This is a genomic window from Nocardia sputi, assembly GCF_023501985.1.
This window is the reverse complement of sequence record NZ_JAMFLC010000001.1, coordinates 69,967-95,382: the sequence shown is the minus strand read 5'-3', so window position 1 is coordinate 95,382 and position 25,416 is coordinate 69,967. Positions and strand designations below refer to the sequence as shown.

General features: G+C 69.8%; 23 protein-coding genes. 11 read left to right on the top strand and 12 right to left on the bottom strand.

Features of this window, described 5'->3' with window-relative positions:
• Positions 1-20: 20 nt before the first annotated feature.
• On the bottom strand, positions 21-965 hold the full coding sequence (locus M8859_RS00485; protein WP_159919556.1) for a PAC2 family protein: 945 nt from the start codon (positions 963-965) through the stop codon (positions 21-23).
• Positions 966-1,243: 278 nt separating this feature from the next.
• On the opposite strand from M8859_RS00485, the gene M8859_RS00480 reads away from it, so the two are divergent.
• Entirely contained in the window at positions 1,244-1,957 is a 714-nt protein-coding gene (locus tag M8859_RS00480) for a sensor domain-containing protein (protein WP_159919554.1), read from the top strand.
• Between the two features lie 438 nt (positions 1,958-2,395).
• Entirely contained in the window at positions 2,396-3,475 is a 1,080-nt protein-coding gene (locus M8859_RS00475; RefSeq protein WP_249643594.1) for a DUF4192 domain-containing protein, read from the top strand.
• Positions 3,476-3,672: 197 nt separating this feature from the next.
• Here the strand turns inward: M8859_RS00475 and galE are convergent, their stop codons facing one another.
• Together galE and M8859_RS00465 are read right to left on the bottom strand one after the other, a co-directional pair.
• Positions 3,673-4,653, bottom strand: a complete 981-nt coding sequence (gene galE, locus M8859_RS00470; RefSeq protein WP_159919550.1) for a UDP-glucose 4-epimerase GalE — start codon at positions 4,651-4,653, stop codon at positions 3,673-3,675.
• A gap of 3 nt (positions 4,654-4,656) precedes the next feature.
• Positions 4,657-5,343, bottom strand: a complete 687-nt coding sequence (locus M8859_RS00465; RefSeq protein ID WP_249643593.1) for an iron-dependent transcriptional repressor DtxR — start codon at positions 5,341-5,343, stop codon at positions 4,657-4,659.
• Positions 5,344-5,552: 209 nt separating this feature from the next.
• On the opposite strand from M8859_RS00465, the gene M8859_RS00460 reads away from it, so the two are divergent.
• From M8859_RS00460 to M8859_RS00450, 3 genes are all read left to right on the top strand, one after another.
• Positions 5,553-6,824, top strand: coding sequence for an acetoin utilization protein AcuC (locus M8859_RS00460; protein ID WP_159919546.1), 1,272 nt, complete (start codon positions 5,553-5,555; stop codon positions 6,822-6,824).
• Entirely contained in the window at positions 6,817-9,489 is a 2,673-nt protein-coding gene (locus M8859_RS00455) for a bifunctional acetate--CoA ligase family protein/GNAT family N-acetyltransferase (RefSeq protein ID WP_195070528.1), read from the top strand. Before M8859_RS00460 ends, M8859_RS00455 begins: the two co-directional genes overlap by 8 nt.
• Positions 9,490-9,557: 68 nt before the next feature.
• Positions 9,558-9,800, top strand: a complete 243-nt coding sequence (locus tag M8859_RS00450) for a DUF4333 domain-containing protein (RefSeq protein ID WP_195070529.1) — start codon at positions 9,558-9,560, stop codon at positions 9,798-9,800.
• Between the two features lie 241 nt (positions 9,801-10,041).
• Here the strand turns inward: M8859_RS00450 and M8859_RS00445 are convergent, their stop codons facing one another.
• From M8859_RS00445 to M8859_RS00435, 3 genes are all read right to left on the bottom strand, one after another.
• Positions 10,042-11,010, bottom strand: a complete 969-nt coding sequence (locus M8859_RS00445; protein ID WP_043727973.1) for a sigma-70 family RNA polymerase sigma factor — start codon at positions 11,008-11,010, stop codon at positions 10,042-10,044.
• A gap of 193 nt (positions 11,011-11,203) precedes the next feature.
• Positions 11,204-12,703, bottom strand: a complete 1,500-nt coding sequence (locus tag M8859_RS00440; RefSeq protein WP_195070585.1) for a DUF7782 domain-containing protein — start codon at positions 12,701-12,703, stop codon at positions 11,204-11,206.
• A 154-nt stretch (positions 12,704-12,857) separates the two neighbouring features.
• A complete protein-coding gene (locus tag M8859_RS00435; protein ID WP_159919540.1) occupies positions 12,858-13,601 on the bottom strand; it encodes a VOC family protein in 744 nt (247 codons plus the stop codon).
• 185 nt (positions 13,602-13,786) lie between these two features.
• On the opposite strand from M8859_RS00435, the gene M8859_RS00430 reads away from it, so the two are divergent.
• On the top strand, positions 13,787-15,100 hold the full coding sequence (locus M8859_RS00430; RefSeq protein ID WP_201295126.1) for an MFS transporter: 1,314 nt from the start codon (positions 13,787-13,789) through the stop codon (positions 15,098-15,100).
• Between the two features lie 153 nt (positions 15,101-15,253).
• On the opposite strand, the gene M8859_RS00425 is transcribed toward M8859_RS00430, so the two are convergent.
• Positions 15,254-15,607, bottom strand: coding sequence for a DUF3099 domain-containing protein (locus M8859_RS00425; protein ID WP_236565269.1), 354 nt, complete (start codon positions 15,605-15,607; stop codon positions 15,254-15,256).
• 184 nt (positions 15,608-15,791) lie between these two features.
• On the opposite strand from M8859_RS00425, the gene M8859_RS00420 reads away from it, so the two are divergent.
• The gene (locus M8859_RS00420; RefSeq protein ID WP_283779193.1) at positions 15,792-16,037 is read left to right on the top strand and encodes a DUF3039 domain-containing protein; all 246 of its coding nucleotides are present in this window, start codon (positions 15,792-15,794) and stop codon (positions 16,035-16,037) included.
• Between the two features lie 7 nt (positions 16,038-16,044).
• Here the strand turns inward: M8859_RS00420 and M8859_RS00415 are convergent, their stop codons facing one another.
• The gene (locus tag M8859_RS00415) at positions 16,045-17,214 is read right to left on the bottom strand and encodes a YihY/virulence factor BrkB family protein (RefSeq protein ID WP_159919534.1); all 1,170 of its coding nucleotides are present in this window, start codon (positions 17,212-17,214) and stop codon (positions 16,045-16,047) included.
• A gap of 192 nt (positions 17,215-17,406) precedes the next feature.
• On the opposite strand from M8859_RS00415, the gene M8859_RS00410 reads away from it, so the two are divergent.
• The gene (locus M8859_RS00410; RefSeq protein WP_370523773.1) at positions 17,407-19,158 is read left to right on the top strand and encodes a DEAD/DEAH box helicase; all 1,752 of its coding nucleotides are present in this window, start codon (positions 17,407-17,409) and stop codon (positions 19,156-19,158) included.
• A gap of 9 nt (positions 19,159-19,167) precedes the next feature.
• On the opposite strand, the gene M8859_RS00405 is transcribed toward M8859_RS00410, so the two are convergent.
• Complete coding sequence (locus tag M8859_RS00405; RefSeq protein ID WP_159919532.1) at positions 19,168-19,761, bottom strand: TetR/AcrR family transcriptional regulator; 594 nt, start codon at positions 19,759-19,761, stop codon at positions 19,168-19,170.
• Positions 19,762-19,867: 106 nt separating this feature from the next.
• Here M8859_RS00405 and M8859_RS00400 point away from each other — a divergent pair, with 106 nt between their 5' ends.
• On the top strand, positions 19,868-20,608 hold the full coding sequence (locus M8859_RS00400) for an SDR family NAD(P)-dependent oxidoreductase (RefSeq protein ID WP_195070531.1): 741 nt from the start codon (positions 19,868-19,870) through the stop codon (positions 20,606-20,608).
• Here M8859_RS00400 and M8859_RS00395 read toward each other — a convergent pair whose 3' ends face one another.
• Entirely contained in the window at positions 20,609-21,376 is a 768-nt protein-coding gene (locus M8859_RS00395) for an AraC family transcriptional regulator (RefSeq protein WP_249643592.1), read from the bottom strand. It abuts the gene before it with no gap.
• Between the two features lie 55 nt (positions 21,377-21,431).
• Between M8859_RS00395 and M8859_RS00390 the strand changes: the two genes are divergently transcribed.
• Positions 21,432-22,001, top strand: coding sequence for a class I SAM-dependent methyltransferase (locus M8859_RS00390; protein WP_159919528.1), 570 nt, complete (start codon positions 21,432-21,434; stop codon positions 21,999-22,001).
• A 108-nt stretch (positions 22,002-22,109) separates the two neighbouring features.
• Here M8859_RS00390 and M8859_RS00385 read toward each other — a convergent pair whose 3' ends face one another.
• Positions 22,110-22,664: an SWIM zinc finger family protein gene (locus tag M8859_RS00385; protein ID WP_195070532.1), complete on the bottom strand. Its 555-nt coding sequence runs from the start codon at positions 22,662-22,664 to the stop codon at positions 22,110-22,112.
• Complete coding sequence (locus M8859_RS00380) at positions 22,664-24,421, bottom strand: DEAD/DEAH box helicase (protein WP_195070533.1); 1,758 nt, start codon at positions 24,419-24,421, stop codon at positions 22,664-22,666. Before M8859_RS00380 ends, M8859_RS00385 begins: the two co-directional genes overlap by 1 nt.
• Positions 24,422-24,550: 129 nt before the next feature.
• Here M8859_RS00380 and M8859_RS00375 point away from each other — a divergent pair, with 129 nt between their 5' ends.
• Positions 24,551-25,321 carry a TetR/AcrR family transcriptional regulator C-terminal domain-containing protein gene (locus tag M8859_RS00375; protein WP_249643693.1) on the top strand — a complete coding sequence of 257 codons (771 nt, stop codon included), beginning with the start codon at positions 24,551-24,553 and terminating at the stop codon, positions 25,319-25,321.
• Positions 25,322-25,416: the final 95 nt, after the last annotated feature.

The window sequence follows — 25,416 nt, the reverse complement described above, 5'->3', positions numbered from 1 at the left end:
GGGTCCCGACCGCCGCGCGATCAGTCCTGCTCGCTCTCGTCGTCACCCTTGGCGCGGCTCTGCTCGGCGAGGAATCGCTCGAACTCCGCGCCCAGCTCGTCACCGCTGGGCAGCTCGCCGTCGCCCACCAGCAGGCTCGACTGCCGCTCCTGCGCGGTCACGAAGCTGTCGTACTGCCGTTCCAGGGCATGCACGACGGTCTCCACCTCGACGTTGCCGGCGATGTGCTCGTTGACCTGCTCGCGGACGCGTGCGGCGGCCTCGCCGAGGGCGGCCAGCGGGAACTCCAAGCCCGCGTTGTCGGCGACATTCTCCAGCAACGTCTGCGCGGCCTCCGGATAGGCGGTCTGCGCCAGATAGTGCGGGACGTGCACCGAGAAACCGACCGACTCGTGACCGTGCTGCGCCATGCGGAATTCCAGCAGCGAGGAAGCGCTGCCCGGCACCTGGAGCTCGCCCGGCCACCGCTGATGCTCGGAGATGAGGTCGCGGTCGGAGGAATGCGCGGTCACGCCGAGCGGGCGAGTGTGCGGAATCGCCATCGGGATGGCGCTCAGGCCGATGCTGCGGCGCACACCGAGCTGTTCGGCGAGCAGCCGCACCGCGGTGGTGAACTTCTCCCAGCGCAGATCCGGTTCCAGACCTGCGAGCAACAGGAACGGGGTCCCCGCGGTGTCGCGCAACGCCCAGAGGTTGAGCTCCGGCTCGGCGTAGTCGGAGAAATGATCGGTCTTGAACGTCATGAGCGGACGCCGCGACCGGTAATCCAGCAGCTCGTCCACGTCGAACGAGGCGACCAGCTCGCTTTCGAGGCTCTCGCGCAGGTGCGTGGTCGCCAGCCGTACCGCGTGCCCGGCGTCGGTGAAACCTTCCAGCCCGTGCACCAGGACCGGGCCCGCGCCGTCGGCGGACGACAGCTGCGGAGCGGGGAACTCCAATTCGTACATTCGCGACTCGTAGTCCATCGCGTACTCCTTCCTGCGCGGCTCCTGCGGCCCGGACACGTACCTCACGCGCCAGTGTGGTTGCCTGCTCGATGGTTCGCCACCCCTAATGACAGGGGGAGACGAGCAGTCGTCCGAACCGGGGACCACCGTCCATTGTCCCCCATGCCAGTGACGGTCACCGCGCACGGCCGGACACCGACCCGTACTCCCAGGCAACAGCATCGGTAGCCCGCGCATTCCCGGCCCGGCGGCGTGGCATCGCCGGCTGGACACCCGGAGTTTGGCACAGTGGGGGTGTGACCGTGGCCGATTCGACGCGCAGCCGGCTGGGCTGTGTGGTGCCCCTCGTCTGCGCGGTACTGCTCGCCGGATGCGGGTCGACGGTGCCGGGACGACCGGTCTCGTCGGCGCAGACCACACAGACCACGGTGACCAGGCATGTGAGCGCCGAACTGCCGACGCTGCTGCCGGATCCGGGGCAGTTCCCCCCGCCGTACACGGCAGTGGTGCTGCCGCAGGAGGCCGTCGCTCGAGCGGCGGGCGACCTGGACGGCATCGGCCGCGGCGCGAACGTCGAGCCCGATCGGTGCGTGCCGCCGCACCAGGACTTCGGACCCGATCGCACGGCGATGGCGGTCGGCACGGACGACGCCACGCGCGCCACCCTGACCGTCGAATTGACCCGCACCGATGAGCCGTTGGCGTCCTTGCGCACCAGACTGCAACAGTGCGGATCGGTGCGGGTGACGCGCGCGGGCGCCGCCACCACCGTGACGACCGAAATCACTGCGCCACCGCCGATGGACGCCGACGACGCTCTTTCGCTGCGCAGGACCGTGCGACCGGAGTCGGGAGGTGCCGGGCTGACCCAGTCCATGCGCACGCACGTCGGGCAGATCGAGGACGTGCGAATTTCGGTGACCTACATGTCGTTCGCCGACAGCGAACCGGATATCGCGGCACTGGATGCGCTGTTCGCCACCGCGGTGCGCGAAGTGCGGGAGAAATAGCGGCCCTGGCCGCACAGTAACAGGCGTCACCGACATCGATCGCGATTTCTGACTCCGGCAGTCGAGTGATACACAGTCAGCGGCGAATTCCACAGGCTCGCCGAATCACCAGGTCGGCGTCCGAGCAGGGCGACCGCGCAGCCGCATGGTCGAAGCATGACCACTTCCGCGAACCCGTTTCCCGCCCCTGAACCTGTCGAGGCCGGGCATACCGACAAGAACGACGCATCCCGGGTGGGTCCCGGCAGTAAGCACGCGTCGACCTGCGGCGTTCCTTCCAAGGCCGCACGGCGAGCCGCTCCCGTCGTCGCGCAGAGATCGTTTTCGCACACGACGATCAGCGGGACGCGTACGTGGCATCCGGAAGAGCGGGCTCGGCATGCCCGATGCCGTGACGATCCTCCGCAATATCCGGCCACGCCGGATAACGCTGTACGCGTGGACGACCCGGGCGAGTTGATCGCCGCGGTACCGGCGATGCTGGGATTCACCCCGGAACGGTCGGTGGTCGTCCTCGTTCTGCGAAGCGGGACGGTCGGCGGTGCGATCATCGACGCGGTGGTGCGGTTCGATCTGGATGCGCCCGGTGGCCGGCGCGTGCGCGGCGCGACGCTGGCGGCCGCGGTCGCGCGGATCTGCGCGCACGACGAGGCGGCCGAGGTTCTGGCGGTCGTCGTCGACGAACGCGCCGTGGAACCGGAAAGTCGCGCCGACCCGCACGGTTGCGCGGCCGGACGATTCGACGTGCTGGTCGGTTCACTCGGCAGGCGGTTGGCGGCGTGTGACATCTCGCTCGGCGGGGTATGGGCGGTGCCCGCCATCACCGCCGGGCAGCATTGGTGGACGTTGGCGGGGCCGCGGCGGCGCGGCGTGCTCCGGGATCCGGCCGCCTCCCTGGTGGCGCTGACCCATGTGCTGGACGGCAGGCCGATTCGTGGTTCGCGTTCGGAGATCAGCGATCTGGTCGCGGTGGATCCACTCGCACACGCCGAGGTGGCCGCCCACTTGGACGACGCGCTCGCTCACGCGCGGGAGCGCTATGCGGGGGCCGCGCGTCGCGGTGATCCCGCCGGGTACAGCAGGCAAGCGCTCGACTACGTGTTGTGGCAGATCGCCAACACCGCCTCCGGCGCCGCGTTGTCGGCACCCGAACTCGCGAGAATCGCTGCCGCCCTGCGCGATCGAGCGGTGCGGGACACGATGTTCGCCTTGGCCGTCGGCGACCAGGCCGACGCGGCCGAGGCGGTGTGGGCCGCGCTGACGCGCGTACTGTCCGGTCCCGATCGCGCCGAAGCCGCCGCACTGCTCGGCTACAGCGCTTACGTCCGCGGCGACGGACCGCTGGCGGGCATCGCGCTGGAGGCCGCGCTGGCGACGGATCCGGGACATCCGATGGCGAGACTGCTCGACGCCTCCCTGCGTTCGGGTATGCGCCCGCAGCAGTTACGGCGACTCGCCCACAGCGGCTACCGAGTCGCCGCGGGGCTCGGGGTCGACCTGGGTACGGCGGAGCCATGAGATCGCCTGTGGCGCCCAGCATTACCGAATCGGCTGTGCGGCGTTCGGTGAGCTGGGCCCCGTCGGATCGCTGCGACCTTGTGATTCACGCTGCTTCGCCCGGACACACGGCGCCGCGGCGATCCTGGCGTCGGTGCGGTGGCGCGCTCATGGCTGCCCGAGTCGGTCAGGGGCCGAGTCGGGCACTCCGCAGCCGGTTACTTCGCGCTGTGCGCGCGGGGACCGAGCGACTGGAGGAAACCCCAAGCGTCGCTGACGATCTCGTCGAGGTCGTTGTGTTCGGGACGCCAGCCGAGCTCCGCGACGGCACGCTCGCTGGACGCGATCAGGGTCGCCGGGTCGCCGGGGCGGCGGGGGGCGTCCTGCGCCGTGATCGGCAGGCCGGTGACGCGCTCGCAGGCCGAAATAACCTCGCGCACGGAAAATCCGGCGCCGCTGCCGAGATTGTAGATCCGGTGGGTACCTGCTTCCGCGGTCGCCAAGGCCAGCAGATGGGCTTGGGCGAGGTCGCGGATGTGGATGTAGTCGCGGACCGCGGTGCCGTCCGGGGTCGGCCAATCGGTGCCGAAGACCGAGATCGCCTTGCGATGCCCTGCGGCGACTTGCAGCACCAGCGGGATGAGATGCGTTTCCACCACCCGGTTCTCGCCGAGACCACCGTAGGCGCCCGCGACGTTGAAGTACCGCAAGCTGGTCGCGGCCAGTCCGTGCGCGACCGCGTAGGAGGTGATGGCATGGTCGATGGCCAGCTTCGACGCGCCGTAGGGATTGGTCGGGCGGGTCGGAGCGTCCTCGGTGATGGGCACCTGCTCCGGTTCCCCGTAGACCGCCGCCGTGGAGGAGAAGACCAGTCGCCGCGTGCCCGCGCGCCGCATCGCCTCCAGCAGCTCGAGCGTTTTCACCACATTGCCGTGCCAGTATTTCTCCGGCTGCTGCACCGATTCGCCGACCAGCGACTGCGCCGCGAAATGCAGGACGCCATCGAAGGGCTCGGCAGCCAGCAGTGCGGGCGCGGCGACCGCTACGTCACCCTCGACGAACCGGGCCTCGGAGGGGACGCCGTCGGCATTTCCGGTGGACAGATCATCGACCACGACTACCGAGTGGCCGGCTTCCAGCAGGACCTGGGCGCAGACGCCGCCGACGTAGCCCGCGCCACCTGTGACGAGAAGTTTCACGTGTCAGGCCAGCTTCACCTGGACGGCGTGCGCCATCTCGTCAGGCAGTTCGAAACCGTCGTGGCCGGGCACGGTGATGACGACCGAACCCGGCCGAGCCTCCACCGTGACGCGGGCATCGGGCACCACGCCCGCCTCGCGCAGCCTGCCGATGACCTCCGGGTCGGTCTGGATGTGCTCGTCGAGCCTGCGCACGACGACGGCGTGTACATGGCCGTGCGGCAGGTCCGACAGGCGCAGCAGCTTCTCGTCGGCGGGGGCGGGCGGCATGATGCCCAACTCGTCCAAGCCGGGGATGGGGTTGCCGTACGGGGAGGTGGTCGGGTGGTTGAGCACCTCTACCAGGCGGCGCTCGACGTCCTCGCTCATCACGTGCTCCCAGCGACAAGCCTCCGCGTGCACGTTCTGCCAGTCGAGGCCGATGATGTCGACGAGCAGCCGTTCGGCCAGCCGGTGCTTGCGCATGACCGCGACGGCCATGCTGCGCCCCTTCTCGGTCAGCTCCAGATGACGGTCTCCGGCCACCAGCAGCAGACCGTCGCGTTCCATCCGTGCGACGGTCTGGCTCACGGTGGGACCACTCTGTTCGAGGCGCTCGGCGATCCGGGCGCGCAGGGGCACCACGCCCTCCTCCTCGAGGTCGTAGATGGTACGGAGATACATCTCCGTGGTGTCGACCAGATCCTTCACCTGTTACCCCTTCGTCGGCACGAATTCTACCCACGCACGACGGCACTCCCGTGTGCCGTATCGTGCCGCACCACACTGCGCACGACATCTCCGGTGGCATTGCGGGAACCCGATCGGCGCACGGCAGACGGCCGTGAACGTACTTTCTTGTATTTGTACTGCATAACAACGTTTCGCGGGGTTGCTTGCTTCCCACTAGCGTTGCGATCATGGCCACTGCACCGCGCGGCGAACCTCAGGCGCCGATTTCGCCCGGGACGAGCCGGCCCGGAACCGTCGTCTGGACGGAGCGGTTCCTGGATTACACCTGGACTCCGGAGCATCCGATGAAACCGGCACGCCTGAAGTTCACCATGGCGCTGGCGGAGAGTCTGGGGGTGCTCGAGGGTGTCGAGCTGCTCGAACCCGCCGCCGCCGGGCGTCCGGACCTGCTGCGCATCCATACGCCCGACTACCTCGACGCGGTCGAACGCGCCGTTGCACCGGTGGGCGCGCCTGCCGCCCCGCCCTACGGCCTCGGCTCCCCGGACAATCCGGTCTTCCCGCGCATGCACCAGGCCGCGTCCACGATCGTGGGCGGCACCCTGGCCGCGGCCAGGGAGATCGCGGAGGGCCGCACCAAGCGAGCGGTGAGCATCGGGGGCGGCATGCACCACGCCATGCCCGATTCGGCGTCGGGCTTCTGCGTGTACAACGACCCGGCGGTGGCCATCTCCTGGCTGCTCGACCACGGTTTCGACCGGATCGCCTACATCGATGTGGACGTGCACCACGGTGACGGCGTGCAGCGCGCCTTCTACGCCGACCCTCGGGTACTGACCATCTCGCTGCATCAGCATCCGGCCACCTTGTGGCCCAACACCGGCTGGCCGGAGGAGACCGGCGTCGGCGCGGCTGAGGGCACGTCGATCAACCTGCCGCTGTTGCCCGGCACTCGGGATGCGCAGTGGCTGCGCGGATTCCACGCCGTGGTCCCGGGCGCGGTGGCGGCATTCGGCCCGCAGATCGTGGTCAGCCAGTGCGGCGTGGACACCCATCGCGAAGACCCGTTGGCGGATCTGGAACTCACCGTCGACGGTCAGCGGGCGGCTTTCCGCGCCATGCGCGACCTCGCCGACCGATATGCCGAAGGACGCTGGCTCGCCGTCGGCGGCGGCGGATACGGCCTGATCAGGGTGGTGCCGCGGGCGTGGACGCATCTGCTGGCCACCGCCCTGGACCGCACCGTCGACCCCGCGACGCCGATTCCGCAGGATTGGATCGACACGATCCGCGCGGCGGCGCCGCGTGCGGACCCGCCGCGCACCATGGGCGACGGCGGTGACACCGCTTACCGTCCGTGGGACGGCCCCGGCGGTACCGGTGAGACCGGTGACGTACGGATAGATCGCGCCCAGCGTGCCGTCGACCTGGCCGTCCTGGCCACCCGCCGAGCGACTTTCGGGTTGCTAGGTCTCGACCCGGAGGACCCTCGTGACTGACTTTCTCGATACCCCGGATGCTCCCGCGACCCCGCCCCTGCCGCCGCAGCACTGGTTCGCCGACGTGCTGGCCTCCGACGGAGGTGTCGTACGACTGCGCCCGATCACACCCGACGACTCCGACCGGCTGCAGGAGTTCCACAGCGCGCTCTCCGATCGCACCAGGTACCTGCGATATTTCGGGCCGTACCCGCGGATCTCGCCCAGGGACCTGTATCGCACCACACACGTCGACTATCACGACCGGGTCGGACTGGTGCTGGAACTGGGGGAGGCGATCGTCGCGGTGGGCCGCTACGAACTACTGGAACGGAACGGACCGCGTGCGGCGGAGGTCGCGTTCGTGGTGGCCGACGGACATCAAGGACGTGGGCTCGGCTCGATCCTGCTCGAGCACCTGGCCGGCGCCGCCGCCGAGAACAAGATCGAGACCTTTGTCGCCGAGGTGCTCGCGGAGAACACGGTGATGGTGACCGTCTTCCGCGACGCGGGTTATCAGGTCGAACGCAGCCGCGACGGATCGGTTCTCCATCTCGAATTCGCCATCGATCCCACCGAAGCGCTGCTGTCGGTGCGTGATTCGCGCGAACGCGCGTCGGAGGCGCGCAGTGTGGGCAATCTGCTCGCTCCGCGCTCGGTCGCGGTGATCGGCGCCACCCCTGCCACGGGGCGGGTCGGCGGTGCGGTGCTGTCGAATCTGCTCTCCGGCCTGTTCCAGGGACCGGTGTTCCCGGTGAACCCGAACCGTAGATCGGTGCGCGGGGTACGGGCGTATGCGACGGTTCGGGAGATTCCGGACGAGGTCGACCTGGCGGTGGTGGCGGTGCCGCCGACGGCGATCGGGTCGGTACTCGACGACTGCATGGCCAAGGGCGTCAAAGGTCTCGTGGTGTTGACCGCGGGTTTCGGTGAGACCGGCGCGGACGGCCTGGCGGCCGAACGCGAACTCGTGGCCGCCGCTCGTGGGCACGGGATGCGCGTGGTCGGGCCGAGTGCGCTCGGCATCGCGAATACCGACCCGGCGGTCGCCTTGAACGCGACTCTCGCCACCGTGTTGCCCGGTCGCGGGCGAATCGGGTTCTTCTGTCAGTCCGGGCCCCTGGGCGCGGCCATCCTCGGCGAGGCGGCGGCTCGCAATCTCGGCTTGTCGACGTTCGTGTCCGCTGGTAACCGCGCCGACGTCTCCGGCAACGACCTGCTGCAGTACTGGGACAGCGACCCGGACACCGATGTGGTCCTGCTGTATCTGGAAAGCTTCGGCAATCCCCGCAAGTTCTCCCGGATCGCGCGGCGGGTGGCCCGTACCAAACCGATCGTGGCGGTGAGCAGCGGCCGCTCGGTCGCCCAGCCCGCGGGAGACATGGACCGCTCGATCGTGCGCGATCTGTTCGCCCAGGCGGGCATCGTCCAAGTCGATTCGATCTCCGAACTGTTCGACTGTGCCGCTCTGCTGGGCTACCAGCCATTGCCCCGCGGCTCACGCTTGGCGGTCGTCGGTAACAGCACCGCTCTCAATTGGCTGGCTCTCGACGCGGCGCGAGGCGAGGGCCTCGAGGTGGGAGATCCAGTCAACTTGGGCCCACAGGCGACTCCGGGCGCGTATTTGGACGCACTGGTCGCTGCCCTGCGCTCCGACGAGACGGACGCCGTGATCGTCGTGTTCGCACCGCCGGTGCCTCTGCCGACGGCGGGCTTCGCCGACGCGATCAGGGCGGCGGCTGCCGCCGTGCCCGATGCCCAGAAGCCGATTCTCACCACGTTCGTCGCCGAGCAAGGCATCCCGAACCTGCTCGCGGTGCGCGGGCCGGGCGCGACAGCGGTGCACGGGTCGATCCCGTCGTATCCCGATCCGGAACGCGCCGCGCGAGCCCTGGCCCGGGTCCGGCGATACGCCGAATGGCGGACAAGGCCCGTGTCGCCGGTGGTACGGCCGCCGGGCATCGACACCGACCGCGCCCGTCAACTGGTGGCGGACTGGATGGCCGGGTCGGGCGGTCGCAGGCTCACCGATCTGGAAACGGTGGAACTGCTCGCGTGCTACGGCATTTCGGTCGTGGAGTTCCGCGAGGTGCGCACCGTGGAGGAGGCGGTCGCTGCCGCGGAAGAACTCGGCTATCCGGTGGCGGCCAAGGCGACGGGCGAACTGTGGCGGCGCAGACCGGATCTCACCGGTGTCCGGCTCGATCTGTGGCGGCCGGAGGCGGTGCGGCAAGGTTACGCGGATCTGGCGGAGTTGTGCGGTGATCCGGTGCTGCACATCCAGAAGATGGCCACCAAGGGCGTCGGCTGCATCCTGCGGGTGCAGGACGACCCGTCGTTCGGCTCGGTCATCGAATTCGGGTTGTCCGGTCTGATCATCGAGTTGCTCGGCGACCGCGCCTATCGGGCGCTGCCGCTGACCGCCGACGAGGCGATGGCGCTGATCGACGCACCGCGGGCCGCGCCTTTGCTGTCGGGTACCCCGGCGAGCCCCCGCGTGGACAAGGCAGCCCTCGCCGAACTGGCACAGCGTATTTCGGCTTTGTTCGACGATCTGCCGGAGATGCGAGAGTTGTCCTTCGATCCGGTGCTGGCTTCGCCCACATCGGCGGAGATCCTCTACGCGCGCGGCCGTATCGGCCCGGAGCCGAGTCGTTTCGACACCGGGCCGCGCCGGCTGGGCTGAGCCGTCACCAGCGGGTGTGCCGGGCAGGCGGGGCGGGACTGGCGCGGCTGAGCGGATGGCTCGCACACGTGACGGACCGGACCCTCAGCCTTGCCCTGTTGTCGCTGCTCGTGGCGGTGCGAACCGCGTGTTCCGTCAGCGTCGGTACTCCGAAAGTCCAGCAAGCCGACTTGGGGAAGTCGGTCGAGGATTCGCTCACCGAGAAGGTCGGCCAGGAGCCCGACGCGATCGATTGCCCCCGCGGTGACACCGGCGAAAAGGGCACGACCACGCGCTGCACGCTGACAGCGGGCGGGACATGCTGGGCGTGACGCCGACGGTGCCTCGGTCGAAGACGACACCGTCCGTCAAGGACGACATCGCGGTGGATCAGGGCCGAGTCGCCCGACGAGGGCGCAAACGGGGGAGTACGACACCGCCGACCGGCTCGCGCGTCACCCGGAGGGGGACGGGTACGCGCGGTCACCGGTCGGCGCGGGAAGGTGACCCCGGCGGAAGGGGCACCGAGCCGAACGCCGGAACTCTCTGGAAGCAGCCGGCGCCGGAGGATGATCAGCTGGCGTAGGCGCGGAGCCGGTCGGCCCGCTCACCCTTGCGCAGCTTCGACATGACTTCACGCTCAATCTGGCGCACCCGCTCGCGGGACAGGCCGAAGAGCTTGCCGATCTGGTCCAAGGTGCGCGGCTGACCGTCGTCGAGGCCGAAGCGCAGCCGGATGACCTGCTGCTCGCGCTCGTCGAGGGTGGCCAGGACACTGCGCACGTCGTGGTGCAACAGACCGGCGATGACCGCGGACTCGGCCGAGGTGGCCTCGGAATCCTCGATGAAATCGCCCAGCGGAGCCTCTTCGTCGTTGCCGACCGGCATGTCCAGGCTCACCGGGTCGCGGCTGTGGTCGAGCAGATCGGAGATCTTGTCGACCGGGATGCCGGATTCGGTGGCCAGTTCCTCGTCGGTGGCCTCCCGGCCCAACTGCTGGTGCAGTTCGCGCTTGATCCTGGCCAGCTTGTTCACCTGCTCGACGAGGTGGACGGGCAGCCGGATGGTGCGGCTCTGATCGGCCATGCCGCGGGTGATGGCCTGCCGGATCCACCAGGTGGCGTAGGTGGAGAACTTGAAGCCCTTGGCGTAGTCGAACTTCTCCATGGCCCGGATCAAACCGAGGTTGCCCTCTTGGATGAGGTCCAGCAGCGGCATGCCGCGGCCGGTGTACCGCTTGGCGAGCGAGACAACAAGGCGCAGGTTGGCTTCGAGCAGATGAGACCGGGCGGCCTGACCGTCGCGCACGATGATCGCGAGATCACGCTTGCGGGTGGCCGACAATCGCTTGCCGGTTTCCAGCAGGTGCTGCGCGTAGAGGCCCGCCTCGATGCGCTTGGCCAGCTCGACCTCATCGGCAGCTGTGAGCAGCGCGGTGCGGCCGATCCCGTTCAGGTACACGCGTACCAGGTCGGCGGCAGGGCTCTGAGCGTCGAGGTCCGAATCGCTGGTGCGCACACGAGTGGTGGCGGGGCTTGTCATGACTTGCCTCCTGTCGGTGGTGTCTCACTCCGATAAACGGACCCGACAGGAAGAAAGTTCCCCGTTACGGCTGGCATAAACCGCTCTGAACAGCGGTTTTCGCCTCTCTCGGCTGAGAAGTTCCTGAGAAGCACCGCAGCGCGGGACGTTCCCCGGCCAGGACCTGCACCGACCGGGCGCGGCTGCCGTGCGGTTACACGGGCTTGATGAGACCGTGTCGTACCAATCCGGTGACCACGGACAACGCGTCGGCCGCGAACTGGGCGCTCACCTCCTCGTCTCCGTGGGCGAGCGCCAGCAGTTCGATCAAGTCGTACAACGGCAGGCCGTCGGCGCGCATTCCCGCCAGCAGCGAGACTGTGGCCGGATCCACTTCGTGCTGCCAGCGAGGTCCGTCGCCGCGATGCAGCCGCGCCACCTCCGGCGCCCACCCGTCGGCGCCCGGCAGGTAGACCCGCTCCAGCGCGGTGGCCGGATCCACGACGAAACGGGAAGACCAAGCGAGGTTTTCGTCACCGGCGACGGCCCGCAGCCAGGCCGAGCGCTCGAAATACCGGATTGCCTCGTCGCCGAGCGGATCGTCGAAGCCGTGGGTGAGATCCTCGGCGAGCAGTTCGGTCGGCCCGTCGATCGCGCGCAGATACACGAACCCGAACCCGATGCCCTCGACGTCGGCCGCCTCGAAGGCGTCCAGCCAGCGGTCCGCGCGGGCCTGCGCGGCCGGATCGCGGGGATCCAGCCCGGCGTCTCGCAACCACGTGCCCACATACAGCGCGGGGTCGGCGACATCACGTTGGACCACCCAGGCGTCCACGCCGTGGGCGGGCAACCAGGACGAGACGCGCCCGCGCCAGTCCTCGTTCTCGACATGAACCCATGCGGCGAGCATCGCGGCGGTGCCGCCGGGTGCGAGCAGGCCGGAGGCTTGCGAAATCACCAATTCGCTTGCGCCGTCGAGTGCGAGGCCGGAATCGCGATAGGTGTGCTCGACGCGCGCGGGGCCCACCACGAACGGCGGATTGGCCACCACCTGGTCGAAGCGCCTGCCCCGCACCGGTTCGAACCAGGAGCCCTCCACCAGTTCGATATCCAGGTCATTGAGCGCCGCGGTGGCCTCGGCCAGCCACAACGCGCGGGCGTTGACATCGGTGGCGGTGACGCGCCGCGCGTAGGAGGCGGCGTGCACCGCCTGCACGCCGCACCCGGTGCCGAGGTCGAGCACCGTGCCCACCGGGCGGGTGGGTGTGGCGCGCAGCAGCGAGAGGGAAGCGTGGCCGACGCCGAGGACGTGGTCCTCGGTCAAGGTGCGCCGATGCATCGAATCATCGAGGTCGGACAGGATCCACCGGGTGCCCGAGCCCGCGTCGAGCGGGCGTAGGTCCAGCGCGGCGCGCAGCTGGTCGCCGTCACGGTCCAGCAGGCCCGCGGCGACCGCGCGGTCGATCCGCACCGGCGCGAGGGCCGCGGCCACCTCCCGCTCGGGAAGTGCGTCACCGAGCAGCAGGAGACGAATGAGCGTGCCCAATTCGCCGGCCGAGCGTGCCGCGCGGCGCACCGGTACCGGCTCGGACCGGCCCAGCGCGGCATGCGCGTCGCCGAGCACCTCGAGCAGGGTGTCGGCGTCGTAGCCCACCCGGGTCAGTGCAGTGCGCAGGTCCGGGCACAGCGCGGTGAGCAGCGAACCGGTGGTCATCGATCGGTTTTCAGGCACATCGGTACTCTGCCACCGCGCCCACCCGGCACAGACCGGGCGCCCACTGCGTCACGGTTTCTCCACCCGGGGACCGTTCCGGCGTTCTCGTGACGAGCCGCCTTCGCCGCCGCCACCAGCGCGTGCGGGAGAGTGGTCACACTCCGTTGGGATCGCGGCCGGTGACGCAGTAGAGCGCGTCACCCGGATCGGTCAGGACTATCCAGTGCTCGTGGCGTTGCACGACGGTCGCGCCGAGCGAGGTGTGCCAGGCGGTGGTGGCTTCGATGTCGCTCGCGGCCAGATCGACGTGCGCGCTGGTCGTGCGGTTCTCGCCGAGGCGCTGCAGCAGCAGCTGCACGGGCAACTGGTGTTCCTCGGAGCGCAGTCTGGCGAATTCCGGCCGCCTGCCGGGCTCGAACGTCCAGCCGGTCAGCAACGTCCAGAACCGGGTCTCCACCTCGTGGTCGGCGGGACCGATATCGAGGCAGACCTGATCCAGGCGCGACAGCGTGCCGTCCGGACCTCGAACGGCAGGCGCGGGCGTGCTCTTGGCACGGCCGCTGGGGGTCAGGCAGAACACTTGGCCGCCGGGGGAGCGCAGCACCGCGTAGTCGGGGTGGTTGGCCACCAGCTCCGCGCCGAGGCCGAGCGCGGTGCGGACGGCGGAGGGGATGTCGTCGACGTCCAGGTCGAGGTGCACTCCGCCGAGCCCGGTCACCGCCTGCATCTTGACGCTCGCCGCGGCGAACAGCGCGGGATCGGGCAACAAGGTGAGGAATTCGTCGTTCGCACCGCGCCGAGGGGAGAGCTCGGTGCCGGTGACCGTGGACCAGAACTTGGCGCAGTCGTCGAAACGCTGCGTCGGGCGATCCAGGAAGACCCAGATCCACCGAATCATGTTCACTCCTGTCTTTTCGCACGCGACAAACCGAGGTGATCGTGGTGCGCGAGGCTTATGCGACCCTAGGTACGCGTGCCCGCTCTGTCGAGAAGATACCGGGACCGCCAGGTATGGCACGAATTTGATGATATGTGGCATTCGAGCCACTCGTTGCGTGGGCATAGTTCCGGCAGGCTCGGCGCGTGACCGAACTGCAGACACCGATCCCGGCTCCCCTCCATCCCGCGCCGCGCCGTCGCTTGCACCCCGCGTGGCTGGTCGCGGGCGTCGGCTTCGTCACGCTCCTGGGCGCGGCCGCCTTCCGGTCGGTGCCCAGCGTGCTGATGGATCCGCTGCACGAGGAGTTCGGCTGGTCGCACGGCACCATCGGGGCGGCCGTTTCACTGAATCTCCTGCTCTACGGGCTCATTTCGCCGTTCGCCGCGGCGCTGATGGATCGCTTCGGCATCCGCAGGGTGGTGGTCTGCGCGCTGCTGCTGGTCGCCGCGGGCAGTGGGCTGACGGTGTTCATGTCCCGGCCGTGGCACCTGGTGCTGACCTGGGGTCTGCTGGTCGGCGTCGGCGTGGGGTCGATGTCGATGCCGTTCGTCGCCACGATCACCGGCCGATGGTTCGTGCGGCAGCGTGGTCTGGTCACCGGCGTGCTCACCGCCGCGGGCGCGACCGGGCAGTTGATCTTCCTGCCGCTGGTGTCGGCACTGGCGCAGGCACACGGGTGGCGGGTGCCGTCCCTGATCGTCGCGGGCGCGGCGCTGGCCGTGGCGCCGCTGGTGCTGTTGTTCATCCGGGACTATCCCAGTGACGTGGGCGTACGGGCCTACGGCGCCGAGCCGGACAGCACGGCGGGCGTGCGGTCACCTGCGGCCGGTGGCGCGTCGCGTGCGCTGACCGTGCTCGGTTCGATCGCGCGCCGTCCGGGATTCTGGTTGCTGGCGGGCGGATTCGCCGTCTGCGGCGCCTCGACCAACGGGCTGGTCGGCACCCATTTCGTGAGCGCGGCCCACGATCACGGCATGCCGCTGACCACCGCGGCGAGCCTGCTGGCCGTGGTCGGCGTCTTCGACGTGGCAGGCACCATCGCCTCCGGCTGGCTGACCGACCGGGTCGACCCGCGCTCCCTGCTGCTCGGCTACTACACGCTGCGCGGCCTGTCGCTGCTGATCCTGCCCGCGCTGCTGGGCCCCGACACCCAGCCGAGCCTGTGGGGGTTCATCGTCTTCTACGGCCTGGACTGGGTGGCCACGGTGCCGCCGACGGTCGTGCTGTGCCGCGAACTGTTCGGCGCCGACGGTCCGGTCGCGTTCGGCTGGGTGTTCGCCGCGCACCAGATCGGCTCGGCGGTGGCGGCCACCGGCGCGGGTCTCGTGCGTGACCTCCACGGCAGTTACGACCTCGCCTGGTACCTGGCGGGCGGTCTGTGCGGCGCCGCGGCCGTGATGTCGGCGGTGATCCGCCGCGCACCGGCCGTCGCCGGGACGACGCCCGGCTCGCGTTGACGTCCTTCTCGGAAGACCGTGGTCGGCCCGCTGACATGCTTCGCGCAGACCGTTCGGCCAAGGTCGTGCCGCACCCGCGCTGCGGCGGATATCGTGCGCCGTCATCAGCGCCCGGCGCGCTGCACGGATAGGGCTGCGCGCCGGTGTGGATTCTCAGCTGTCGATGGCGTTGTGTGAACGGGACTCGATGGCCGTGCGCGGACGGTCCCAGCGGCTGGGTTCGTCCTTGCGGCGGGGCGGGCGATCGTTGGCGATCAGCACGGCGATCCAGGGCAGCGGGATGGACGCGACGATGATCAGGATGGACAGCAGCGGGTTGCCGAAGGCGCTGTAAGCGATCGCCGCGAGAACCAGGCACGGGATGCGGAAGGCCATGATGATCGTGTACCGGCGCACCCGAGCCCGGTGCTGGTCCTCCAAGGAAGGCGCCGCCTCGGTGATCAGCACGGGGTGCTTGTCGTCACTGCCTGGGAAATATCCGGGGGAACGGCGGGGCTGCGTCGGCATCGTCACGTGGGGGTGCTCTTCGCGGTCGCGGCCGTCGGCGGATGGGGAATCGCCGTTCTGCTGCATACCCCGAGTCTTCCACTCGCGCTCCGTTCGCGCACATGCCGCCGTCGGCTTCCGCTCCGGAATCGTGGTCGCTTCGACGCGGCACCGTGGTCGGCCCGGGCTCGCAGGATGCGGCATCATGGAATGCGTGAGCACCGACACCATGGTTCGCCCGGATACGACGACCGACGAGACGACGGGCGACGACACCCCGAAGTTCTTCCACTACGTGAAGAAGGACAAGATCGCCGAGAGCGCCGTGATGGGCACCCACGTGGTCGCGCTGTGCGGAGAGATCTTCCCGGTGACCCGCTCGGCCAAGCCCGGCTCTCCGGTGTGCCCGGAGTGCAAGAAGGTCTACGACGGCCTACGCAAGGGCGAATGAGACGGCTCTACTCGCCGGACGAGGACCGTGCTCCTCGTAGGTCGAACACGGCCTGCGAACCGTCGGGCCCGGCGTCGGTCGGGCGCGCGGCCTCGTTCTGCGCGGCCTCGTTCTGCGCGGCCTCGTTCTGCTTCGCTGCGTCCTCCTCGGCGCCGCTGTCTCGGCGAACCTGATTGGCGATCCACTCCTTCACCTGCTCCATGCGCGTCGCGCGGGCGGGCCAGAACTCCTGCACCGCCGCGTTGAACTCCGCGCCCAGAATCACCGCGAAGCCCAGGAAGAACGTGAACAGCAGGAACGCGATCGGCGTCGCCAGCGCACCGTAGGTGACGCCGGTGCGGGTCACCCAGGACAGATAGCGGCGCAGCACATCGCTGGCCGCCATGAAGAAGACCCCCGCCACCAGTGCCCCGCCGAATAGCCGGTGCCACGGCAGTGAGGTGTGCAGCGCCAGCTTGTACAGGGTGGTGAGCCCGATGATCAGCAGCAGGCCGACGCCCGGGTAGTAGAAGAAATCCAACAGTTGCAGGCCGGTCGCACGCCAAGGCGAGGGCAGCACCCGCCCGATCAGCGTCGGCCCCAGCGCCACCAGCGGCAGGATGAACACCGCCGCCACCAGGAACAGCACGTACAGCAACAGCGCGAAGATGCGCTGCCACACCGGGTGCCGGGCGTCTTGCTGGTCGTGGGCCTCGACGATCGCGTCGACGAAGGTGGCCATCGCCGACGATCCGGCCCACAGCGAGAGCACGAAGCCCACCGACACCACCGCGCCGCGCCCGCGCCCGAGCACGTCCCGCACCGTGGGCTCGATGAGGTCCGACACCACGCTCGCGCTGAACAGATCCTGGCTGAATGCGATGATCTTGGACTCGACGATCTGCACCGTGTCCGGGCCGAACCATCCGCCGACATAACCGAGGCTGCCGAGAACACCGAGCAACAGCGGAGCCAACGAGAGCGTCTGCCAGAAGGCCGCGGCGGCCGACTTGGCGAAGATGGAATCGGTCCAGGCCTTCTGCGCCACCCGGACGATCAGCGTGCCGGTCCGCCTGCCCACCGCCGCTGTCCGCGCGCCCGCACGGTCGGCCCAGGACCGGGGACGCACGACGGCGACGCGGGTCGACGGTGCGTCGGTCCGCGGCGGATCGCCCCCGAGGGCACGGTGATCGGTCATCGTGGTTACAGCATCGCGCACTTCGGCGATCGGCATCGCGGTGCGGATGCGACGTGTCGGTGCGCATCGGATGAACTCCCAGCGTCCTGGCCGGTGGCCGTGTGACGCCCATCGCGCACACCGCGTCGGTTTGGCGACACGCCGTGCCGGGCCGCTAGGGTCGTCTGCGTGACTGGGTCGGGTGGCGCCGCTGTGGCGGGAGAAGCGGAGACGCCGGGCGATTCGAAAGCGGTGAGTGTCGCTGTCGGCGGCTCGCTACGCGCCTGGCAGCGACGCGCGCTGACGAAATATCTGGCCACCAAACCGCGGGACTTCCTCGCCGTGGCCACTCCCGGGGCGGGAAAGACCACCTTCGCGCTGCGCGTGGCCGCGGAACTGCTGGCCGACCGCACTGTGGATCAGGTCACCGTGGTCGCACCCACCGAACATCTCAAGCACCAGTGGGCGCAGTCCGCCGCGCGGGCCGGGATCGCGCTCGACTCACGCTTCTCCAACTCCACCGGCGGCACCTCGGGTGACTACCACGGTGTGGTGGTCACCTACGCACAGGTCGCGGCACATCCCTCACGTCACCGGGTGCGCACCGAAAACCGCAGGACGCTCGTCGTCCTCGACGAGATCCACCACGCGGGAGACGCCAAGAGTTGGGGCGACGCGACCGCCGAGGCGTTCGGCGACGCCACCCGCCGCCTCGCGCTGACCGGTACCCCGTTCCGCAGTGACGACAGCCAGATTCCGTTCGTCGTCTACGAGCCCGACGAGTCGGGTTTCCCGAAGTCCCGCGCCGACCACACCTACGGCTACGCCGAGGCCCTCGCCGACGGCGTGGTGCGCCCGGTGGTCTTCCTGGCGTACTCCGGCGAGGCGCACTGGCGCGACAGCGCGGGCGAGGAATATTCCGCGCGTCTGGGTGAGCCGTTGAACGCCGAGCAGACCGCACGAGCCTGGCGCACCGCGCTGGACCCGGCGGGCGACTGGATCTCCGCCGTGCTGCGTGCCGCCGACATCCGGCTGCGCCAGAAGCGCGCCTCCGGCATGCCCGACGCGGGCGGCCTGGTGATCGCCACCGACCAGGACCGCGCCCGCGACTACGCGGAGTTGCTGGAACACATCTCGGGCGAGAAGCCCGCGCTGGTGCTCTCCGACGACCCCGCCTCCTCCAACCGCATCGCCGAATTCGGCAACGGCACCCAGCCCTGGATGGTCGCCGTCCGCATGGTGTCCGAGGGCGTCGACGTGCCGCGCCTGGCCGTCGGGGTGTACGCGACCAGCGCCTCCACGCCGTTGTACTTCGCACAGGCGATCGGGCGGTTCGTGCGTGCCCGCAGGCCGGGCGAGACCGCGACCGTGTTCCTGCCCTCGGTGCCGGTGCTGCTGGATCTGGCCGCGCAGCTGGAATTGCAGCGCGACCACGTCATCGGCAAGCCGCACCGGGAGAAGAACGGCCTCGACGACGAACTGCTGATCGACGCGAACAAGCAGCAGGACGAGCCGGGCGAGCAGGAGAAGTCGTTCGTCGCGCTGGCCGCCGACGCCGAGCTCGACCAGGTGATCTACGACGGGTCCTCCTTCGGCACCGCGACCTTCGCGGGCAGCGACGAGGAGGCCGACTATCTGGGCATTCCCGGGCTGCTCGACGCCGAACAGATGCGCGCGCTGTTGCGCGAGCGGCAGGCCAAACAGGTCGCCGAGCGGAGTGTGTCCGCGCCCGTCTCCGATCCCGGTCCGCAGGTCGCCAGCGCCGCAGAGCGCGTCGCCACGGCCGATCGGCTCGGCGAACTGCGGCGCGAACTCAACAGCCTGGTGGCGATGCACCACCACCGCACCGGAAAACCACACGGCGTGATCCACGGCGAGCTGCGCCGCGAATGCGGGGGCCCGCCGACGGCGCTGGCCTCCGCCGAGCAGCTCGGTGAGCGCATCGCCGCGCTGCGCCGGAAGTAGCCCGGGTGATCAGGCGGGCCAAACGGCCATGGCGCAATCGATGGAGGCGGTGAGTTCCGTGAGCGTCGCGCCGTCGCGTGCCTGGATGGACAGGCCGTAGAGAACCGTGGTGTAGAACGCGGCCAGCGCCGCGGTGTCGGTGCCTTCCGGTAGATCGCCCTCGGCGATGCCGCGATCGAGCCGCCGCCGGATGTCTTCGGTCGTCTCGCGGCGCTTCTCGATCAGGAAGTCGCGGATGCTCGTGTTGCGCGTGGTGTAGGTGGAACCCGCGAGCACGACCATGCAGCCGTGCGGCTTGTTCTCCTCGGTGTAGGCCGCCGCGTTGTCCCGGAGCATCGCCTCGATACTCGCCCGCGCGGTCGGCTCTTCGCGCAGCGCGCGATCGGTGTAACCGCCGTCGGTACGTCCGTAGAGCTCGACGGCCGCGCGGAACAGCGCCTCCTTGTCGCCGAACGCGGCGTACAGGCTGGGGGAGTTGATCCCCATCGCGGCGGTCAGATCACTCATCGAGGCGCCCTCGTAGCCGTGCTCCCAGAACACCTCCATGGCGCGACGCAACGCCTCGGCTCGGTCGAAGGCCCGCGGTCGTCCCCGTTCGGCCATGGCAAAACCTTTCTGTGTCGATCGTTAAATATACCTCTTGACACCGGTGCTGCCGATGCGCTTGGCTATTTATGTATTGATCGACACAAAATGTGGAGGAGTACCGATGTCGGACCTCACGGGCAAGGTCGCGCTGGTCACCGGCGGTAGCCGCGGAATAGGGGCGGCCATCGCGCGCCGCCTCGCCGCGGCGGGGGCGGACGTGGCACTGACCTATCAGCACGCCGAGGGGCAGGCGAAGACGGTGGTCGGTGAGGTCGAGGCACTCGGACGCCGAGCCCTCGCGATCCAAGCCGACAGTGCCGACGCCACGGCGGTGCGCGCGGCGGTGGACCGCGCCGCGTCCGAACTCGGCGGGCTGGACATCCTGGTGAACAACGCGGGGATCTTTCTCTCGAAGCCGTTCGAGGAATTCACCGTCGCGGAGATCGACAACGCGCTCGGCGTGCACGCACGTGCCGCGTTCGTCGCCGCGCAGGCCGCGGTCGGATACATGACTGACGGCGGGCGGATCATCAGCATCGGCACCAACCTGACCGATCACGCCCCGTTCGCCGGTCTGTCGCTCTACAACCTCAGCAAGTCCGCTCTCAACGGGTTCACCAAGGCGCTGGCGCGCGAACTGGGCCCGCGTGCGATCACGGTGAACCTCGTGCAGCCCGGCTCCACCGACACCGATATGAACCCGCAGGACGGCGCGCACGCGCAGCAACAGCGCGACCTGACCGCGCTGGGCCGTTTCGGCGTCGCCGACGATGTCGCGGACGCGGTGGCCTATCTGGCCGGACCGTCCGGCCGCAGCGTCACCGGCGCGTTCCTCACCGTGGACAGCGGCACCAACGCCTGATCACCCGGCGAAGTACCGCCCCGGCGAGACCCCCACCGCCCGCCGGAACGCCGCGACGTAAGCGCTCGGCGTCGCGTAGCCGACCCGGCCCGCGATCCGGGCGATCGGCAGCCCGGCCGCGAGCAGCGGCAGGGAAGCGGCCAGCCGGATCTGCGTGCGCCACTGGCCGAAGCCGAGGCCGGTCTCCGCCACGAACAACCGGGCCAGCGTGCGCGGGCTGGCGGCGACGTGCGCGGCGAACTCGGTGAGCGTGCGCGGATCGGCCGGATCGGCGGCGAGCGCGTCCGCCACCTGCCGCGCCCGGGGGTCGGTGGGCCGATGCGCGCCGATCGGGATCACCTCGACGGGCTCGAGGAGGTCGAACACCACCGCCTCGGCGCGCGCCCGCCGCTCCCGGGTGGTGTGGGCCGTGGTGAGCAGGTCGAACAGTTCGTGCAGGAGTCGGGTCACGCGCAACATGGTCGGCGCGCCGAAGGCGATCGGACAGCGTCCGGGATCCAGGAAGATGCCCCGCATGGCCGCGCCGTCGGAGGTGCCGGTGCGATGCGCGATGCCCGCGGGGATCCACAGTGCCCTGGTCGGCGGCAACACCCAGCGGCTGTCGCCCACTTCGACCGCCAGGACTCCGCGGGCGGCCCAGGCGATCTGGTGTTGCGGATGTTCGTGCAACTCGAACCAGTGCCCCGCGGGAAGCACTCCGGCGCCGAACACCATGGCGGTCGCGCCGGGCGGGACGGGGTGGATCACGGCATGGCCGTTTCGCGACACGATATGTCACCGTAGCCTGTCGTGCCGGGTGCGATCCGTTCCTAACGTCGCAGGCATGGCGATGAACACACTTCACCGATTGCTGTGCCGCTCATCGATGTGGGAACGGGCCAGCGCGACGCGCATCGTGCCGTGGGCTCTGTCCGGCATCGACCTCGGCGCAGCGGCTCTGGAGATCGGTCCTGGCTACGGCGCCAACGTATCCGCGCTGCTGGCCCGGACCTCGACCCTCACCGGTGTCGAGATCGACCCGGCGCTGGCCGCCCGGCTGCGTGACCGGCACGGCGAGGCGATGACGGTGATCGACGGCGACGGCGCCGAGATGCCCCTGCCCGCGGAACGTTTCGACTCCGTAGTCTGCTTCACGATGTTGCACCACGTGCCGACGCCGGGCAGGCAGGACGCTTTGTTCGCCGAAGCCCTGCGGGTACTGCGCCCCGGCGGAGTGTTCGCGGGCAGCGACGGGCTCGACGGCCGCATGTTCCGGCTCATACACCTGGGCGACACCTGCGTCCCCGTGCCACCGGAGACGGCCGCCGACCGGCTGCGCCGGGCCGGCTTCACCGACGTGCGGATCGACACCGGCACTTCGAGTTTCCGCTTCCGGGCTCGACGGCCGGAATGAGTATCGCCGGGTAAGACGCTGGAACGGCGCGGTCGCACGCAGACGTAGTCGCACCGAGTTGCTCTCGGAAATCCCGCGCCGACCCCCCAGCGTTCCCCCGCCGACCGCTCAGCCGGGAGTCGTCGTGAAGAACCGCTGGGGGTCCAGGGCGCTGATGGGCGTCCATCGCGCCTGCGGTGCGGACTCGTCCGCATCCTGCGGCGCTGCGGCGAAATAACCCTGGATCGCCAAGGCGAGCCGGGGATTCTCGTCGATCTGCCGCGCCATCTCGTAGAAGACCGCCAGCACGTGGACGCACCGTGCCGAGCGCGCGGTGCATGAACAATCGGTTCCGGCGAGGACGGGCGCGAGCGAGACCCCGGCCGCGCCGATCGCGCGGTGCATGTCGTCGGTCAGCACTGTGGGGTCCGGCACGATCCCGGCGATGGCGGTGATCGTCGCGCGGGACAGCGCCGCCACCTCCACGTGGGTCAGCGAGGCCTGACCGCCACGGTGGATGGTGGCCCGCACCACCCGTCCCTCGACGGTGGCCCGCACGCCGTTGTTGCGGGCGATGCTGCGCGCGCGGGGCAGCAGCGGGTCCGGCCGGGTCTGGCGCAGCGGCTCGGCCAGGCGCACCCAGTCCATGCCCCACGCGGTGTAACCGAATTCGTTGTCGGCCATCAGTTTCCCCTCTTGCGGCGCAGGATCTCGATCAGCTGGTCGTCGTCGAGGGCGGCCAGTGCCGCGATGCCCGCCGTGTCGCCGAGGTCGCGCAGTGCCGCCTTGCGGTCGTGCATGCCCGCGATGTGCTCCTCCACGGTGGTGGTCGAGGTGAGGGTGGTGACGGTGACCGTGCGGGTCTGGCCGATCCGGTGGACCCGGTCGGAGGCCTGTGCCTCCACCGCGGGGTTCCACCAGCGGTCGAAGTGGACGACGTCGGCGGCGCGGGTCAGTGTGAGTCCGGTACCCGCCGCGCGCAGGCTCAGCACCAGGATCGGCGGTCCGTCCTCGGCTTGGAACCCGGCGACGATCTCGGCGCGTTCGGTCTGGCTCGAGCCACCGTGGAAGAACGGCGCCGCCACCCCGAACTGTTCGGCGAAATGGCGTACCAGCAGTTCACCGGTCCGGCGGTACTGGGTGAAAACGATCGTCGGACTGCCTGTTTCGAGATTGGTGGCGATGATGTCGGTGCACAGGTCGAGTTTTCCGGAGCGGCCGGCCAACTCGTCGAGTTCGCCGGTGATCAGCCCGGGATGGTTGCACACCTGTTTGAGGGCGGTCAGCGCCGCGAGCACGCGGCCGTGGCGCTCGATGCCCGCCCCGAATCCGTCGTCGACGGCTTTGTCGAGCAGTTGGTCGTAGAGCCGCTCTTGTTCGTCGGTGAGGTCACAGAGCAGGTCGCTGTGGATCTTGGCGGGCAGTGCGGCGGCGACCTGGCTCTTCTTGCGTGCCAGCACGACCGGTTCGATGGTGTCGCGCAGCCGTGCCGCGGCGGCCGCCGAACCCTCGTGGATCGGCCGCACGAAGCGCCGCCGGAACTGCGTCCGGTGCCCGAACAACCGGGGCGCCACCAGGTGCAGCAATGCCCACAATTCGTCGAGATGGTTCTCCACCGGCGTGCCGGTCAGCGCGACGGTCGCGGCCGCGTCGATCGCTCGCGCGGCTTTCGCGACTTGGGTGCGGGGATTCTTCAGGGCCTGCGCCTCGTCGAAGACGGCCGTCGCCCAGCTGAGGTGCGTCAACAGCCGCCCGTGCAGCCGCAAGGTCGGATAGCCGGTGACGACGACCGTCGCGGCATCGGCGTCGAGGTCGCCGCCGCGCCACGCGACCACGCGCAGCCCCGGCGCGAACCGGCCGATCTCGTGCGCCCAGTTGCCGACCAGCGAGGTCGGGCACACCACCAGCTGCGGGCCCGCCTCGGCGCGGTCGAGCAGGAAACCGATGGTCTGCACGGTCTTGCCGAGACCCATCTCGTCGGCGAGCACCGCGCCGCCGTGCGCGGCCACGGTCTCACGCAGCCAGCCCACTCCGCGTGCCTGGTAGGGCCGCAGCCGTGCTTTCAGCGTCGCCCGCAGGTCCGCGGTGATCGCTTCGGTGTCGCGCAGTACATCGAGCGCGCGTTGCGCCGAGACGATCGCCGTGCCGGAGGCGTCCGGCACGGCGTGCGCGGCTACGGGCAGCTCGTCCGGGCCGGTGCCGGAGAACTCACCGGCGAGGGCGCAGCGCACCACCCGCTGCCAGGCCGCGATCGACTCGCCCGGGTTATCCACCGTCGCGGCCGCGAAGGTCTCGGGGTCCACCAAGGCGGCGTCGACGTCGGCGACGCCGAGACCGCCGTCGACGGCGACCGGGACGGCCAGCGCGAGGGTCTCCCGGTCGCCATGCCCGCGCGGGGCCGGGCCGGTGCCGTGGCCGTCCCAGCTCCAGAGCGCGAACATGTGCCGATCCGGCAGGTAAGTGGCGTGTGTGCTGGGCAGAACGCACCCCCAAATCAACGTATGGTGTACGGAGTATCGTGACAACGTACACCGTACCGGATTTGTTCCGAGGAGTCCGAGATGCCCGAGATGCCCGAGGAGCCCGTGAGCGACGAGATCACTCCCGACCAGGCCCGGCAGCTGATGAGCCTGCTGTGGCGGCACGACCTCCCGCCGCGTCCGTCCGGCCGCGGCCCGAAACCGGCGGTCAGCGTCGACGCGGTGGTCGGCGTGGCGGTCGGGCTCGCCGATCGCGAGGGCTACGACAAGGTCTCCATCCGCACCGTCGCCGCCGAGTTGGGGTTGCGGCCGATGAGCCTCTACACGTACGTGCCGAGCAAGGACGCGCTGACGGTCCTCATGGTCGACGCGGTCGCCGACGAGGACGCACCCCTTCCCGGCGACCTGCCGCCGCGCGAACGCCTGGCCGCGGTGGCCTGTCAGGTCCGTGCGGAACTCACCGCGCACCCCTGGTTGCTCGAGGTGTCGCCCTGGCGGCTGGTGCTCGGGCCGGGACGAATGCGTCGCTACGAGCGGCAGCTCGCCGCGATAGACGGGCTCGGATTGTCGGAGGTGGCGATGGACCGGGTGATCGCCGTGCTGTCGGAGTTCGCCACCGGTAACGCCCGCATGGCGGTCGCCGCGGCCCGGGAGACCGGGCGCATGAGCGACGCACGCTGGTGGGAGGTGCACGGCCCCCTGCTGGCCGAGGTCATGCCACCGGGCCGCTTCCCGCTCTCCTCCCGCGTCGGAGCGGCGGTCGGCGAGCTGTACCAAGCCCCCGCCGACCCGGACGGCGCGTTCGAATACGGCCTGGCGAGACTGCTGGACGGCATCCTCGCCACGGTGTCCGCGGGCTGACCGTCCGACCGTCCCCGCACACGCCGACAGCGGGCGACCGGTAGGTCACCCGCTGCCGACGGAAACGGTGTTCTGTTGTCCGATGCTGTTGTGTC